The sequence below is a fragment of the Mycobacterium sp. THU-M104 genome (assembly GCF_049197365.1).
Taxonomy (GTDB): domain Bacteria; phylum Actinomycetota; class Actinomycetes; order Mycobacteriales; family Mycobacteriaceae; genus Mycobacterium.
This window is the reverse complement of record NZ_JBMIOP010000243.1, coordinates 1-16613: the sequence shown is the minus strand read 5'-3', so window position 1 is coordinate 16613 and position 16613 is coordinate 1. Positions and strand designations below refer to the sequence as shown.

At 68.4% G+C, this 16613-nt stretch carries 9 protein-coding genes and 2 pseudogenes; 8 read left to right on the top strand and 3 right to left on the bottom strand.

Going from position 1 to position 16613, the window contains the following annotated elements; translation table 11 throughout:
• Window positions 1-9: 9 nt before the first annotated feature.
• The 8 genes from ACOJVU_RS17890 (at window position 10) to fadA6 (ending at window position 13264) form a co-directional block, all read left to right on the top strand.
• Entirely contained in the window at window positions 10-3591 is a 3582-nt protein-coding gene (locus ACOJVU_RS17890; RefSeq protein WP_421530997.1) for a tubulin-like doman-containing protein, read from the top strand.
• Between the two features lie 2 nt (window positions 3592-3593).
• Window positions 3594-6239: a hypothetical protein gene (locus ACOJVU_RS17885; RefSeq protein WP_421530996.1), complete on the top strand. Its 2646-nt coding sequence runs from the start codon at window positions 3594-3596 to the stop codon at window positions 6237-6239.
• Window positions 6239-8218: a hypothetical protein gene (locus tag ACOJVU_RS17880; protein WP_421530995.1), complete on the top strand. Its 1980-nt coding sequence runs from the start codon at window positions 6239-6241 to the stop codon at window positions 8216-8218. The genes ACOJVU_RS17885 and ACOJVU_RS17880 overlap by 1 nt, the downstream gene beginning before the upstream one ends.
• Window positions 8218-9306 carry a hypothetical protein gene (locus ACOJVU_RS17875; RefSeq protein ID WP_421530994.1) on the top strand — a complete coding sequence of 363 codons (1089 nt, stop codon included), beginning with the start codon at window positions 8218-8220 and terminating at the stop codon, window positions 9304-9306. The genes ACOJVU_RS17880 and ACOJVU_RS17875 overlap by 1 nt, the downstream gene beginning before the upstream one ends.
• Window positions 9306-10226, top strand: coding sequence for a hypothetical protein (locus tag ACOJVU_RS17870; RefSeq protein WP_421530993.1), 921 nt, complete (start codon window positions 9306-9308; stop codon window positions 10224-10226). The genes ACOJVU_RS17875 and ACOJVU_RS17870 overlap by 1 nt, the downstream gene beginning before the upstream one ends.
• A gap of 14 nt (window positions 10227-10240) precedes the next feature.
• On the top strand, window positions 10241-11401 hold the full coding sequence (locus tag ACOJVU_RS17865; RefSeq protein ID WP_421530992.1) for a TRAFAC clade GTPase domain-containing protein: 1161 nt from the start codon (window positions 10241-10243) through the stop codon (window positions 11399-11401).
• 79 nt (window positions 11402-11480) lie between these two features.
• On the top strand, window positions 11481-12083 hold the full coding sequence (kstR2, locus tag ACOJVU_RS17860) for a TetR family transcriptional regulator KstR2 (protein WP_421530991.1): 603 nt from the start codon (window positions 11481-11483) through the stop codon (window positions 12081-12083).
• Between the two features lie 20 nt (window positions 12084-12103).
• A complete protein-coding gene (gene fadA6, locus ACOJVU_RS17855; protein WP_421530990.1) occupies window positions 12104-13264 on the top strand; it encodes a steroid 3-ketoacyl-CoA thiolase FadA6 in 1161 nt (386 codons plus the stop codon).
• Window positions 13265-13313: 49 nt separating this feature from the next.
• Here fadA6 and ACOJVU_RS17850 read toward each other — a convergent pair.
• The 3 genes and pseudogenes from ACOJVU_RS17850 to ACOJVU_RS17840 all read right to left on the bottom strand — a co-directional run.
• Window positions 13314-15179, bottom strand: a pseudogene (locus ACOJVU_RS17850) (fatty acid desaturase).
• Between the two features lie 89 nt (window positions 15180-15268).
• Window positions 15269-15964, bottom strand: a complete 696-nt coding sequence (locus ACOJVU_RS17845) for a hypothetical protein (RefSeq protein WP_421530989.1) — start codon at window positions 15962-15964, stop codon at window positions 15269-15271.
• A pseudogene (locus ACOJVU_RS17840) lies at window positions 15961-16419 on the bottom strand (SatD family protein); the annotation flags it as partial. The gene ACOJVU_RS17845 and the pseudogene ACOJVU_RS17840, both read right to left, overlap by 4 nt.
• Between the last annotated feature and the right edge of the window lie 194 nt (window positions 16420-16613).

Below are 16613 nucleotides of genomic sequence, written 5' to 3'. Positions count from 1 at the left end.
AGGAGCCTGATGCGGCGGTTTCTGGTGGTCGGATGCGGCGGTTCCGGCGGGGCGACGCTGGCGTACATGATGGATCAGCTCCGGTCGGAACTCCTCGGCGCAGGGGTGGCTTCGCTGCCGATGGGCTGGCAGTTCGTGCATATCGACGTACCCAGCGGCGCCGAGGCGGGCCCCGATGGGCTGGCCAACGTGGCTGGGCAGAGCGGCACCTACATCGGTGCGGGGCCGCAGGGCAGCAGCTACGCGATCCTCGACAGCGCCTTGGCGCACCGGCTGGCGGCCGAATCCGCGCTCGACACCATCGCGACCTGGGCTCCCCGGCAGCCCGATGCGGTGACCAACCCGATCTCGGCCGGCGCCGGGCAGTACCGTGCCATCGGCCGGATGATCACGTTGAGCAGGGCGGGCGAGATCCGTCAGCGGCTGCAGAACGCCTGGGACCAGCTGTTCCGTGTCGAGGCGATCTCGGAGATGGCGCAGCTCGACGTGCCCGGCATGGGCGCCTTCGACGCCAACGAGCCGCCGCTGGTGCTGGTGGTGTCGTCGATGGCCGGTGGCGCGGGAGCGTCCATGGCACTGGACGTCTGCCGCCTGCTGACGCTGGTGTCCGGCCTGGACCCCAAGCTGATGGGAGTGTTCATGGTGACCCCGGACATCTTCGATTCACTGCCGGAGAGCGCCCGGATCGGTGTGCGCGCCAACGCGCTGGCACTGCTGGGCGAGATCGTCGCCAGCCAGTCCGGGGCGGCGCGCGAACACGACGTGGCGATCCTGCGCGCGCTGGGGCAGCAGCACGGCGAGGGCGAACCGATCCCGTTCGCGCGGGTCTTCCCGGTCGGCCGCTACGTCGGCGCGGATCGCACGCTGTTCGGTGACGGGTCACAGAACGCGGTCTACCGCGGGTTGGGCCGCGGCCTGGCCGGGCTGATGATGAGCGGCACGGCCAGCGACCAGTTCGTCTCCTATGACCTGGGAAACACTGCCTCGCCGTCGGGCGACCGCGACCTGCTCGGGTGGGGCAACGAGGTGTGGGATCCGTTGCCGTGGGGCACCTACGGCTTCTCCAGCCTGTCGATGGGCCGTGACCGCTACGCCGAGTACGCAGCGCAGCGCCTGGCCCGCAGCTGCGTGGACAAGCTGCTGTTCGGCCACATGCAACCGGGCAACACGGCGTCGGGCACCGAACAGATCGGCTCGCTGCTGGACAGTCAGTGGGAAGCCGCCTGCGACAGCCTCGGTCTGCCTCCCACCTCCGGTGACGACAACAACCGCATGCGCCTGCTCGGCACCTGGATGACGGGCGTCGCGTTCCCCGCACGCGCTGCCGGTGCCGCCACCACCACGCTCATCGACCGGCAGCTGCGCGGCTACCTGCCCAATCCGGAGGGCATGACCGCCGAGCAATGGGTCCCGACCTTCCGGCAGGCCGTGGCGAACCGGCGCGGTCCGCTGGCCAAGGCGGTCGCCGACTCGGCCTACTCGATGGCTTTCCCCTGGCACCGCGAACTCGCCGGCCGCATCGACACTCTCGTCACCCGGTGCCTCGCCGACTTCAGCCTGCCGTACACGCGGGCGCTCGTGGACCGGCTGCGTCGTTATATCGACGACGAACTCGTCACCGCTGTCGACGATCTCGGCGCGATGGGTCCCAAGGACATCCTGGCGCTGGCGCCCAACGTCGAATCCGCGGTGACGTCGCTGCGCGGTGTGATGTCCAACGCTGACCAGGTGCTGCGCACCGCGCTAGACGGCTTCCACGGCAACATCCGCCGCGCGCTGTACGCCAGTGCGGCGGCCAAGGTCGCCGACGTGTTCAAGGTGATCGGCGGCGAGCTCCTGGGCCCACTGAGCGCCGCCCTGAGTGAGGCCCAGGTCATCCTGGAGAACGCCCAGGCCGAGCCGCCGGCCGACGTCGGGCTGGCGCGGCTGCTCACCGACCAGTACACCGCGTGGCCGTCGGATACCGACGAGCTGGTGCCCGGACGCTTCGCCGAAGCGAACAACGAAGTCCTGTTGATCAATTCGACGGCCTTCAAGGAACGTTACGAACTAGACCTGCCCAAGGCTCTGACCACCGGCCGGGCGTCGCCGCCGTTCTCGGTCGCCGTCGCCGAGAGCACCGCCCGGGTGATCTCCGGCCAGTGGCAGACGACCGGAGGAATCACCGCGCCGGACGGCCTGTTGGAACGCACCGCGACCTGGGTCACCCGGGCGTTCGGGGTTGACCCGGAGACCGGGGCCTCCTTGGTGCCGTCGCTGGCTCAGTACGACGTGCACACCCGGCCGGCGGAACTTCTCGAACGCGCGCGGCTCTACGTGGGCCGTCCCAGTGAGGCTTTCGCGGAGTTCTGCAAGGTCTCGCTGCGGGAGTTCATCCAGGGCGCGGGTGTCGCGGAGTCCGAACTGGCCGCGCGCCGGCGCGACATCGAGGCGAAGTTCTCCGCAGCGCTGTCCCTGGCCAGGCCCCTTGCCAGCGTGAACGACCAGTCGCTGCAGACGGTTCATCCCGGACAGCGGCTGGAGTACCGGTACAAGTTCTCCGACGTGCCGTTCCTGGGGCAGCCGGTGGGCCAGTCCCTTGCCGCCGCGCTGGGCGCCAACCCCAGGATCGACCAGGCGACGAAGGACAATTTCGCCAGGTCGCTGAGCGACGAGGACAGCGTCACCCGCATCGACATCTTCGGGTCCTATCCGAACTACTCACCGCTGGTGTTCGACTCGGTGCTCAAACCGGCTGCGCAGCAGTGGGCTTCGACCACCGGTCCCGGCCGTGCCGCCTTCTGGCGATTCCGGCGCACCCGTCCGCTGCAGGCATCGCTGCCGATGGCCGATGCCGAGCGGCGCGCGATGACGGCCGGCTGGTTCCTCGGACAGGTGATCGGGCGGATACAGATCCCGCCGTCGCCCTTCGACAAACCGGTCCGAATCTACGACATGGACAACCGCCAGTGGGTGCCGTTCCCGCATCCGCTGCTCACGCCGCCGGCACAGTTCACGGCGTCCTACGACTGGTTGCCGGCCGTGCTGGAGGCGATCCTGTTGGCGATCGCGCAGTCGCACGAGCCACCGGTGATGCGGTCGCTGCGGCCCTACCGGTTGCTGCGCGAGCTGTTCGACGCGAATTCCCAGGATCCCGCCAGCGGTATCGTGGAACTTGCCGCGTCTCAACGGCTCGTCGAATTCCTGCGTGGCGGAGACGAGGCAGGCCAACTCGCCTCCCGGATCCCCGAAATCGCTGCTGCCGCAACCCCTGCAGACCGGGCTGACGCCGCGGTCGAATGGTTGGCCACAGTTCGCGGACTTTCCAGCCAGTACCTGCCGGCCGGGACGGCCGGGGCCGCCGACGGCGGCCCCTATACCACCGTCGGTAGCCGATCCAAAGCCGGCAAGACGCCGATCTTCCGCGACATCGCCCCCGACGTGTACTGGGCGACCGGGATCTTGAGCCGCCTGGTTCGGGAAGCCGAAGAGGAACTCAGACGGGAAGCCGAACGTCCGGCGGCCCGGGAGCGGTCGAACGCCGACGGTGCGGCTCTGGATCCCATGCCCGAAAGCGGGGACGTCATGATCCCGCAAGCCGGAACGTTCTGACCATGCGACGGTCCGACACCAACCCCCCGGACGATTGCAGCGGTCCCGCTGCGCTGACCGTGCTGCTGGCGCCCCGCGGTGAGGCCGACGAGATCAGGGCCCTGCTTGCCGACTACTCGGCCGCGGAGCTGGTGGATCCGTTCGTGTGGGTCGATGCATCCGACGTCGGCAGGCCGTCCGTACCGGCGACGCTGATACGGGACGGGCACTCGTCTCCGGTTGCTTTGCAGCAGATCCTGACCGGTGATCGTCACGACCGGCTGCGCGTGGCGGTGCTGGTTCCCGCCGACGCGCCGGCGCAGGGCCGCGTGCCCTGCCCGACCGAGCAGAAGCTCGAGCAAGTCGTCCATGCCACCGCGATCGGGACACCGGTCACCCTGCTGCGACTGCTCTTCACCCGCGGCTCGGCCTCCGCTCATGGCTACGATCCGGAGCTGGTTTTGGAGGGATGGCACAATCTGCTTGTCGCGCAGGAAGAGTCGGCCGGGCCAGGTCTGGGTACCGTGGCGCTGGAGCGCCTCAGTGATCCGTTGGACGTGGCGCAGCACGTCGCGCCGGTGGTCGCATCCGTGGCCGGACTGTGGAAAGGCTTCGACAGCGTGGTCTTCGACGACCGCACGATACTGCCCGGCCACACGGTGCGCGCGGTCCGCGCCTTCTACCGGCAACTCGATGCCACCGGGGTGGAAGACCAACTCAGGCTGCAGTTGTTCGATTCGGAGGGTCGGCTTCCGCTGCCACGCAGCGGTCAGGTGCCGGTCGTCTACGTCGAGGACGTCGGGCTGGCCACGCAGACCCTGGCCCAGGCGCTGTGGACCAAACATCGTGACGTGCTGCGCGGCGGCCGGGTCGACGTCGAGGCCCGCGAGCAAAAAGTCATCTCGCCGTGGGCCGCCTGCAAGATCTTCTTCTCTTTCGTGTGGGCCGCGTTGCGCAACGCCCCGTCGGCCTGGCTGTCAGGGATGCTGAACTCGGCGTCCTCGGTGCTGGCCACTACGGTGCAGCATGCCATGTTCGGGCGTGCCGATTCGGCCTACGCGGTGGTGGCCGCCGGCGAGTTGACGAGTTGGCAGGACATCGAGCGGGGCGCCGAAGAGATGAGCACACTGCTTCGGCAGCCCCTGGGCCGCCACCTGGTGCAGGCCGACCTCTCGCCGCTGTGGCTGGACTACGTCAACGGGGCGCTGACCCTGGCCGACGGCGGCCGGCGCTCGACGGGCGTCGAACCGGTGAGCGTCGGCACCGGGGTCGGTGTGCTACGCAGCAGCGCTGACGTGGTGCCCAGCGCGACCGACGCGTTCGCGCTGCAGCCCTCCTTGGCGGCCGTCATCGGGGTGCAGCAGGTGGCCTGCGGCGACGTGCTGGCGACCGCCGACATCAGGAGCCGGCTGCAGCGCACCTTCGGCGACCCGGCCGCCGGTGTCGAGGCGCGCCAGGCCTATGCCAGGCTGGCCGAATGGGAAGCCAGGCACGCCAAAAGCTATGCAGTGCAGGCAGGATCGATCCTGGCTGACTTCCTCGGCCGGGCACGTGCCGAGGTGGCACAGCTGGTGCGGCGTGTCCGTGAATGCACCGGGGGAAGTGCGGTGGAGGAGAGGCTGCGTCGGCGCCAGCGAGTCATCGCCACCGTCACCCGCACCTCCGGGTGGTCGATCGTCGCCGCGCTCTTCGCGCTGCTGATCATCGCGGCGACCGGCGTGGTCGGGTGGTTCTTCGCGTTGGTGGTCGGCGGCATCACGGTCGCCGTCTATGTGCTCGCGTCACTGGTCCTGTTCATCCTCGGGCAGCGCCACCTCTTCGCCGAACTGAACCGTCGCCACTCCCAGGCCGCCGAGCTCGAGGCGATGCACTTCAATCTGCGTGTCGCATTGCAGGACGTCAGCCGGCTCTCGGCAGCCTACGGTCAGTTGCTCGCGTGGAACCGGGTACTCGGCGAGGTCCTGCGGGCGCCCCTCGGGGACATTGCGCCGGCCCGGACGCCCCGTTCGCACATCGTGGACGGACTGCCGCGCTGTATGCAGCTCGGGGTCGCGGCGCCGGCCGACGGCGCCGCGGAATCGACCGCTCAGGCGTTGCAGGGCAAGCTGTATGCGGCCGGCTGGCTCACCGCGCCGTGGCAGCGGCTGCTTGAGTCGGCCAGTCGCCAGGCGCGTGACGACCCGGCCGCGCTGTTCCGGATGCCTGGCGCCGGATCGGGTTCGACGCTGGACGAATGGTCGCGCGCCGTGGTTTGCGGGGCGGTACGTCCCGAAGGCGCCGACTCGGTGTGGGCCCGGGTGCAGGACATGTTCGACGATCCCGAGAGCGGGGTCGCGGATGCGTTGACCCACGGCGTTCTCATTCCGGCTACCGGACAAAGGGTTTCGCCGGCGCAGTTCAGTGGGGGGATGCTCGAGGATCGAACAGGCCCCGCCGCACCGTTCGATGCCTCGCTGTTCACCGACGCCGCCGCGACCGCAGGGCGGTCGGTGGTGGCCATCGACGACACCGCCGTCGAGCGGCGTGGGCTCAGCTACCGGGCGGTGGTCACACAGGTCGGTGAAGGCCTGCCGACCTATGACTTCGCGATGTTCTCACCGGGCCTGACCGTTGTCGCGGTCCCCGCAGACGAAGATTCGCCCCCCGAGTCCGGGTCGTTGGTGTTCTGATGGCGGATCCGCAGGCGGTGGGCGAAGATCCCCGACTTGTTGCCCTGCTGGAGTGGCGCAACCGCTTGATCGAGTCGGGCACGGTGTCGGGGTCGTCGTTCAAAGAGGCGCACCTCCGTCTGGTGCTGAGGTCCGGCCGTACCGGGGTGGACGAAATCCGCGCGATGCTGCCGGGCGCTGTGTCCGCGCACGCCGACGAGATGGCGCGGGTGCTGCGCGAGGTCGACGTGCCGGCCGAGATCGGTTCCACGCCGGTGGTTTCCGCCGAGGCGGACTTCGCCCGGTATGAGTTCGAGGCTAGCGCGCACGAGGTTGCTCCGTTGACGTTGCGGAGGGTCGCGGCCGAGGCCGCCGAGCCTCCCGTTCTGCAGGCCTCGTGGCCACCGTTCGTCCCGCCGGACGAGGCCGCTGCGGACTATGTCGTATACCGCCTGGTGAGCAGCGACGACGGGCGCGGATACTCGCCTGACAAGGGCGCCCTCGTGCAGGTCACCACCAAGACCACGGCCCTCGACGACCGGCCTCTGGTGGCGGCGGTCCGCCATCTGCAGGTCTGGGCAAACCGCGGAGCCTCCGCTGCTGAAGCCTTTGCGGCACAGCCGGTCCTGCATGCGGAGGGGGTCGTTGTGGGCACCGTGCTCGACGTCGACATCCGTGAGGACTCCGGACGCGTGATCGGTCGGTGGACGGCGCTTCCCGGCGTCGACACGGTCCGCGTGTACCGGGTCCCGGCCGAACTCGCCGCGCACGACGGGCCGGCTTTCCGCATCGTCGCCGACGACCCCAACCTGACCGGGTTCGTCGACCGCAACCCGGAGCGCGGCGGCCGCTACGTGTACCGGGTGCGCTGCGAAGTGGAGGTGGACGGCGTCATCCGGCTTTCAGAGGCCATCCAGGTCGACATTCAGATCTCGGCGGTGCGCGAACCTGTCACCGACCTGATGCTGACCCTGCGCGGTGACCCCGACGGGGAGGTGGTGGACCTCGAATGGACACCCCCGCGGTTCGGTGACGTGCTGCTGTTCCGTACCTCTGAGCCGCCGAGTGCCGACGCGCAGACCGGCGACCTCGAACGTTCCGTGCTCGACCAGGTCGGGCTCAACCGCGACGCCCAACTCGGTCAGCCGGTCTCCGAGCGGGTCGACGACCGAGGCGAGCCCCGGGCGATGATGGTCGGCGTACCGTGGCCGGAAGGCTGGAGCCGGGCCTACTTCACGCCGGTGACGTTGCTGGACAACCGCGCCCGCCTGGGCAGGCCGATGTCGGTGGTCCGCACCAAGCCGATCACCGATGTCGCGCTGCTCGAGTACTGCAACAAGCAGGTACTGACCTTCGACTGGCCGCAGGGGGCGGCTTCGGTGATGGTTTACATCGCGCCCAAGGGCCACGATCCCCGCGATGGACTCACCGGGCGTTGTTATGAGATCGCCCTGGACGACTATCACAGATACGGGGGCATGCGGTTCGTCGGCAACCTGCCCAACGGTGGCTGTTCGCTGCATCTGGTGCCGGTGGCGTTCAGCGGTGGCCGCAGGGTGCTGGGCACACCGGTGTCGATCGAGTACGGGGGCCTGCTCAGACTCTGGTATGACGTCCGTGTCCTGCGTGACGAGGTGGGCCTGCCGCTGTCCGCCGCGGTGACGATACGTGCGGAATCCGACGCCACCGGGTCCCCCCCGTTCGTGCTGGTGAACAACCCGGGACGGATTCCGTTGACCGCTCACGACGGTGACGCCGTGGACATGTTCCAGATCGATGGTCGCGGTGAGCCGATCTCGGAGTGTTCCAAGGAGTTTCAGTGGTCGACGCTGGGTACCGACAGCGCACCGGGGCGCGAGGTGTGGGTCGGGGACGTGCGCGGGTTGCGTGGCTGGATCCGTTTGTTCGCGAACCTGCCGGCCAAGCGCCTGCGACTGCTGGCCCTGCTGGACCCGCCGGTGGAAAGCCTGCTGCTGACGCCTCCCAGGCCGGTCGCGTGATGGCGCCACGTTTCGGGCAGCTCAGCTATACGTCCTGCGACGCAGTGGGTTCCCGGGGCGGCTGGCAGGTGAAGCAGACGTCCGGCGGTATCACCGAGGCCGAGGGGCGGCGTCTGGTCTCGTGCATCGACGTCGCGCTCGTCGCGACCGAACCACTGCCGCGATATCCGACGCCGGCGCAACTGGAGGCGGTTCCGCGCCGGCTTGTCTATCACCGGATCGACGACGCCACGGCCGCATATTGGCACACCGCTCCTGCCGGCCCCGACAGCACGGGCCGGCCCGGCAACGTGTTTGCCCACGTGCTGCTCGACCGCGCCGCCACCGCGCCGCACCGCGTCTGTCGGCCGATCGAGTTGTGGCGGTCCCCCGGATGGGTCACGCCGTACGGCGCCCGCGCGGTAGCGGCCGCCACATTGCCCGACCAAGCACCGGAGGCCGGCGGGGTGGTCACGGCGCAGAGCGTGGTCGCCTTTGCCTGCGACACGACAACGTGGCGGCTCAGCACGCTGTGCGTGGTACTGGACGCGGTGGCCGCGGCGCTGAAGGACGGTCCCGCGGTCGTTTTGGGTGTCGAGTCTTCCGACGTCGCGGCGCAGTGGATTGGCGCGGTGAGCTTCTTGATGGCGCCAGGAATGGCACGGCGGCTGAACTTCTCGACGCTGGGTCGCAATTCGGACCTGAGGACCGCCTGGCGGATCGACCAGCATCTGCTCGCGGTGCCCCGCCCTGATCTCGAGCAGTTGCCCGGCCTGCCACCGGGGGTGCTGGTACTCGACGAAGCCGAGCCGCTGTTCGTCGGCGAACTGCACGGCCAGAACCACCGCACGGCGCGCGGGCAGGAGATCGCGGTGACCGCCTGGTCGGCGATGGCGCAGGTGGCGCTCGTCAATTCCGTTTCCGCGGGGCAGCTTCTGGCGGATATCGACGAGTTCTCCGCCGGCGTGCCTGGTGCAGAATTGCCGCCGCCACTGCCGATGGCCGTGTCGGTGCTCAACCGGAGTTGGGGCGAAGACGCGGTGCCGGAAGCGAAATCGGTGATCGCGAGCCTACCGCCCACCGCCGCGCCGTACCCAGGGAGTCGATGATGCCCATATATCTGCTCGGATCGCGAACGTCCAGCGTCCAGATCCCTAACCAGACCCTCTCGATCGCGATTGCCGGGGCGGTCGAGCATGCTGCGTTGCACGTCGACGGGGGTGCGGGCCAGAACGTGGTGCGCATCAACGCGCACCTGGCTCTGATCCCCGCGATCGGGTCTGAGTTGAGTGTCGGCGTCAAACCCATTGGGGCACAGAACTTTAGCCACGACACCATCGTCTACCTGTCGATCAGCCCCGACTCGCCGGCAGAAATCGACCCGGTTCAGCTGTCGTTCGACCCTGTCAATGTGTCCGGTTGCGGGGCAATGGAGCTCGCGACACTGTCGCCTCGTGGCGCGCATGTCGAGGTTTCGGCGCGCGCGGTCGCCGATGCCCCGCTGGGTCGGCTCGCCGGCATGGCCCGCACCGCGGCGCGGCGCTGCGCCGGAAACGGGACCGATCGGCGGGGCGGCTCGCTCTCGATCGGTGTGGACACGTCGGCTTCTATGAGCGGTGCCTTCGCGGACGGCAGCGTGAGCGCGGCGATCGAGGTGCTCGTCGGCGTGGCCGACGTGACCGGCATCCGGAACATCACGGCCACGCTGGTGGGAGCCCGCGGTGTGCCGGTCGACGCCCCCGCCGCGGATCTGGCGCAGGCGGTGACCCGCCACCCGGTGCGGTGGTCCGCGGGCGCCCGCTGGTCGGTGCTGCCGCAGGCGGACCGCACCGTTTTGGTGACCGACGCCCTGAGCGACGCGGCGCCCGAGAGGTTTCCGGCCCTGTGCATCTCCGGCGACACCAGGCTGGGCGGGATCACCCCGCTGCTGGCACCGCCGCCGGCCGGTGTCGGCGCCGAAGAGAACCTGAGCGCCAATCCCGCGCTCATCGACGACCTCGCGGCGGCCCTGCTGCCCATCCTGAGCTGAGCTGGAATGCCATGTTGACCAAATGCCCGAGGTGCTTCTCGATTCTCGACGACAACGCCTACGCGTGGACGGTGCCGCCGGACATCCAAGGGGTGCGCTACTACCGAGACCCGGTCGGATCGGCCTATCAGGGCGCCGAGTTCTATTGCGGCCCTATACATGTGGTCAACCGCCCGCCCGGCTACCGCGGTCCGCTGCAGTCGGCCGCCGACGCGAGCCGGGAGTTGCGCGCCCCCGTGGTGGAGATCTGCCCGGTGTGTCACGTCATGCTGCCGGACCGCTGGCGCGAGGGCCAGGCGACCTGTCTGGCCATGGCGGGTGCGCGGGCCACCGGAAAGAGCTTGTATGTCGCAGTTCTGGTGAAGCAGCTGGAACTGCTCTGTGAGCGGCTCGGGGTGTCGATGGAACCGGCGACGCGGAGCACCGCGAGCGCCTACGCCGAGAACTACGAGCGGCCACTGTTCGAGCAGCGCGGTCTGATTCCGCCCACGCCGGTGTCGCACACCCAGGCGACCCATCAACGTGAGCCGCTGGTCTTCAGCGTCGGGGCCTGGCATGGGGTGCGCCGCTACGTGGTGCTGCGCGACGTCGCCGGAGAGGACGTTGAGAACGCGAACCTCAATGCCCCGCACTTCGGCTTCTTCCCCAACGCCGACGCCGTGTTGTTCATGTTCGACCCGCTGCGCGTGCAAGTGATCCGCGACCAGCTGCATGACCTGGTGGCCCCGCAGTCGTGGAGCGGCGTCGACCCGAGATCGGTGTTGAGCAATCTGCTCCTCGCGGTGGGTGGGCGGCAGCCGCGACTCGCGGTGGTCATGTCGAAGTTCGACGTGCTGCGCGCTCTCAGCGAGGTCGAGGGTTCGACGTGGAGCCAGGTGATGTCCAACTCCGGCGCGGCGTTCATGCGGGACAGCTCGACGACCCCGCAGTACGACGAGGCTGACGGGCGCCTGCTCCACGAAGAGGTGCGCAGCCTGCTGTTGCGGCTGAACGGCGGTTCCATGGTGGCCGCGGTCGAGAACCCGGCGAACGGGGTCAGGCTGCATCACCGGTATTTCGTGGTGTCGGCGCTGGGCCAGCCGCCGGTGGGCAATCGGCTCGACTCGAAGGGCATCGCGCCGTTCCGGTGCGTCGACCCGTTGCGCTGGGTGACCTCGGGCCACGGGGTGCTGTAGGCCTCCACGTCCTCGTCGACGTCCACGTCCACGTTCACGTCCGGTAGCCGAGCAAGCGCTTGGTTGATAGGCTTGCCCGGTGGAACGGGACACCGGTCAGCCGAACAGCCGGCGCGGCGAGTTATTGGAGCTCGCCGCGGCCATGTTCGCCGAGCGCGGGCTACGCGCGACCACCGTGCGCGACATCGCCGACGGTGCCGGCATCCTCTCCGGCAGCCTGTATCACCATTTCTCCTCCAAGGAAGAGATGGTCGACGAGGTGCTGCGCGGCTTCCTGGATTGGCTGTTCGCCCGCTACCGCGAGATCATGGACAGCGAGACCAATGCCCTGGCGCGCCTCGAGGGGCTTTTCCTGGCGTCCTTCGAGGCGATCGAGCACCGGCACTCGCAGGTCGTCATCTACCAGGACGAAGCCAAACGGCTCTCGTCGCAGCCCCGGTTCTCCTACATCGAGAACATGAACCGCCAACAGCGCAAGATGTGGGTCGAGGTCCTCAACCAGGGCATCGACGAGGGCTACTTCCAGTCCGGCCTCGACGTGGACCTGGTCTACCGCTTCATCCGTGACACCACCTGGGTGTCGGTGCGCTGGTACCAACCCGGCGGACCGCTCACCGCGCAACAGGTGGGCCGGCAATACCTCGCCATCGTGCTGGGCGGGATCACGGCGGAAAACCCCTAAGCCTGACGAAGAAGTCGGAAATGCCTGAGGCGTACGTCATCGATGCTGTACGTACCGCGGTCGGCAAGCGTAACGGATCGCTGGCCGGCGTGCACCCTGTCGACCTGGGGGCACTGGGTTGGCGCGGTCTGCTCGACCGCGTCGACGTCGACCCCGCCGCCGTCGACGACGTGATCGCCGGCTGTGTCGACGCCATCGGTGGCCAGGCGGGCAACATTGCTCGGCTGTCATGGCTGGCGGCCGGCTACCCCGAAGAGGTTCCCGGTGTCACCGTGGACCGGCAGTGCGGCTCCAGCCAGCAGGCGATTTCCTTTGGTGCCCAAGCGATCATGTCCGGTAACGCCGACCTCATCGTGGCCGGCGGAATGCAGAACATGAGCTGGATCCCGATCTCGTCGGCCATGACGGTGGGCGCGCAGTTCGGATTCACCTCGCCTACCAACGAATCCAAGCAGTGGCTGCACCGGTACGGCGATCAGGAGATCTCGCAGTTCCGCGGCTCGGAGCTGATCGCCGAGAAGTGGAACCTGTCGCGCGAGGAGATGGAACAGTACGCGCTGACCAGCCACGAGCGCGCGTTCGCGGCGATCCGCGGCGGTCACTTCGACAACGAAATCCTCACGGTAGAAACGGAATCCGGGCCGTTCCGGGTCGACGAGGGCCCGCGCGAGACTTCCCTCGAGAAGATGGCGGTTCTCAAGCCGCTGGTCGAAGGGGGCCGGCTGACCGCGGCGATGGCCAGCCAGATCTCCGACGGCGCCAGCGCGGTCCTGCTGGCTTCCGAGCAGGCCGTCAAGGACCACAAGCTGACGCCGCGGGCCCGCATCCACCACATCAGTGCCCGCGCCGCCGACCCGGTGTTCATGCTCACCGGACCGATCCCCGCGACCCGCCACGCGCTCGAGAAGACCGGCCTGTCCATCGACGACATCGACACCGTCGAGATCAACGAGGCGTTCGCACCGGTGGTCATGGCCTGGCTCAAGGAGATCAAGGCCGACCCCGCCAAGGTCAACCCCAACGGCGGCGCGATCGCGCTCGGTCATCCGCTGGGGGCCACCGGCGCCAAGCTGTTCACCACGATGCTGGGCGAACTCGAGCGCATCGGCGGCCGCTACGGGCTGCAGACGATGTGCGAGGGCGGCGGCACGGCCAACATCACGATCATCGAACGGCTCTAGCTCGTCATCTTGCCGCCGAACGTGAACCGGCCGCGAGTTTTTCGCGGTTTTATCGCAGTGGCTGCACGTTCGGCCCAGGGTTAGAGGGTCTGGCGTCGTAGTCGACGGCCAGGAACGGCGTCATAGGATGCGACTGGCAGGTCAGAATGTAGCCGGCGTCCAATTCTGCGCGCCCGAGCGCGAAGTTGTGATCCATCTCGACCTCGCCCTCGACGAGCTTCGCGCGGCAGGTGCCACACGCGCCGCCCATGCAGGCATACGGCGCGTCGCTGCGAAGTTGCAGCGCGCCTTCCAGTATCGAGTCCCCGGGGGCCAGGTCGACCGTCGCCTGCGTGCCGGACAGTGTGAAGGTGAGGGTCGCGGTCCCCGACGCGATGCTCGATCAACACTTCGCGCGCGGTGGTCGTCATTCCCGTCGGGCCGCAGGCGAACCACTCGTCGATGCTGTCGGGCTGCAGGCTGCTCGTCAGCCACCGGCTGAGTTTGTCCCGGTCGATGCGGCCGCGCAGTTCCGGTGTGTGCAGCGGATCGGCGGACAGCACGTGCAGGATCTCCAGGCGATCGGCGTAGCGGGACTCAAGCCGGTCCAGCTCATCCCGGAACATCGTCGACTCCCTGGTGCGGTTGCCGTAGACCAGCGTGAACCGGCTCTCGGTCCCGATCTCGAGCGCCGTCGCCAGGATGGACAGCACCGGCGTGATCCCGCTGCCGGCCACCAGGGCGACGTAGTGTCTCGGGGCCAGCGGATGTAACGGGGTGCCGAAGCGCCCGGTCGGCGTCATGAGCTCGAGCACATCGCCGGCCTTGAGCTCTTCAGCCACGAAGGTCGAAAACGCCCCGCCGGGAAGGTGTTTGACGGCGATCCGCATACGGCGAAGGTGACCAGGGTGCTGTCGGCGGTGAGGGGATCCACCGACGCGACCGGGATACGATGCAGCACCGCGTGCGGCGAACTCGACCTGGCCGGCATCCGCACCGGCAGCAGCTTGGCGAGCCTGCCGTTGAGGGCCTTCCACGCCCGGAACTCGTCCGGATTCAGTTGCTGGCCAAAGACTGTCGAGATCGCGGCGTTGCGTTGCAGGTAGGCCTCTTCGTTGCGTTTCCACGTTCGCAGGTAGCCGTAGAACGGCACTGACGGGTGCAGGTGATGTACCAGGTGGTAGTTCTGCGACAGCAGTACCGGGGTGAACAGCCATTCCGCGCCGACCCGGTTGCGGGTTGCCCGGTAGCGGTCGGTGCGCTGGGTGTCTTCGAGTCCGTGGTGGGGCAGCCAGTCGAACCACCACGCCAGTACGGTCAGCCCTATGCGCTGCGGGATCAGGAAGGCGACCGCGAGCGTCCAGAAGCTTCCGGTGATGACGGCGACCGTGAGACCGGTCAGGTTCAGGAACAGCATCGCCAGCGTCTCGGCGAGCTCAGAGATCGGCCGGCTGCGGGCCCGCGGGAGGTAGTACCTCAGGTAGAAATACTCGGACAGCGACCAGCGAAACGGCAGCGACCACAGCGAGCCGTGCAATGCGAACGTGTCGGGGTCCTCGTCGTCGTTGGCGTGGCGGTGATGCTGGATATGAATGAAGGCGAACGACGGGAAGGTGACTATGGGGACGACGAAAAGCCATGCCATCCTCCCGAAAAGCCGGTTCACCCATAGCGCGGAGCTGATCGAGTAGTGCGAGGCATCGTGCACGACGGTGAACATCACGAACGTCACCGCGGCGTTGACCGGCATCGTGAGTCAGGCCGAGGCCGAACCGTTGACGTATCCCACCGTGGAGAACACGAAGGCGGTCAAAGAGCTGATGAAAATCGCGACTGTCGGCAACGCCAACGTCGGCACCGATTCGCCCGGATCGGGCAGTGCATGACGCACGACGGATTCAGGGGTGGCCCGGCCGACCGCGTCGATGGTTGCCATAGTTAACGTAGCTTAACCGGCGAATGCCCCGACGCACACAGCATTCAGCGGGCGGCCATCACCAGTGCGATCCCGCCGAGCGCCAGCAGTCAACTCGTGAAGCTGCCGAGGAGAAAATACCCGGTCACCTCGTCGATGCCGACCGCGCCGTTGCGGTCCTTCTGGGTGCTCAGTTCGGGAAATCGGATGATTCCCTTGGCGGCGAGGACGGCGCCGGCCGCGGCCACCTGTCCGCCGACCCCGAGGCTCAGGATCAGCAGGCGTTCCATCGGGCCGAGCAGCCGGCCGCCCTTGAGCCGGTCCGACGGTTGGGGCTGGCCGGCGGGGCGCACCGCACCCGCGGACCCGAGCACCAGGCGCACCAGTTGGTTCGCGGCGCCGAACTGCAGCAACACCACACCGACGATCATCAGCAGCCGCGTGGGCGTGACGTGGGCGAGCGGCAGGTGCACCCAGGCCGGCCACCGGGCGAAGACACCGCCGACCGGCGAGGACCAACCGGACGCCACCGTCAGAAATATCAGCGTCCCGGCGAAGACTGCGAGCGGGGCGGCCTGGCGCCTGCCGCTGCGTTCACTGCGCATGCACAGCCACTCCCAGGCGGCGACGGCGCAGGCCGCCGGCGCCAGCAACGCGACATCACCGCCGTGCCACAGCGCGCCCAATGCCGCGCACCCGACCACCAGGACCGGACCGATCGCCAGGGGCGGCCACGCCGCACCCACCGTCCGCCGGCACAGGTCGGCGATGCCCACCGCGATCAGGAAGACAGCGATGCCGCTCACGGCAGGCTCCGAAGATATCGCGACGCAACGACAAGGAGATCCAGGCCGTCACGGCTCGCCCGCTGCGACACCGCCGAGGCGCTGATGCCCTCGGCGGCGGCGAGTTCCTTCTTGGTTCGGCTGGTCATCAAGCCCTTCACGATTGGTAGCGATCTTTCATCGAGCGATCCAAGCAGATGGTCCCGACAGATCAGGGCCGCGTTGACGGCCGCGACGTCTGCGCGGGTGTCCTCGTCCGCCCGGAAGGTGGTGCGTACCAGCGTGAAGCCGGGGTGCCGTTGCGTCTGTGCGGTCGCCTGGATCGCCTCGCGCGCGGCCCACCACGCCGGTCCGTCCTGGATGCCGGCGTCGGGGTCCAGGACGGTGACCGGGCCCCAGCCGATGCCGAAGCGTACGTCGACCGCGGGGGCGAGGAGCAGCCGTACGCGCAGGGCGGCGTCGATGGCGGCGCCCACCCGCAATCTGAACCCATCGGAAATCAACCCCACCGAAAGTCCACGACCTGGTCCGTTTCACCCCTGGACCCGACGAACCCAATACGGACTCACGCACCTAGTGGTCTCGCCCGTAAGTTCGTCGGGGGTTGTTACCAGACGCCGCTGGTGCCGAGTCTGCGCTGGCGGCGTCGAGACTGTGCTCAGCGCTACTT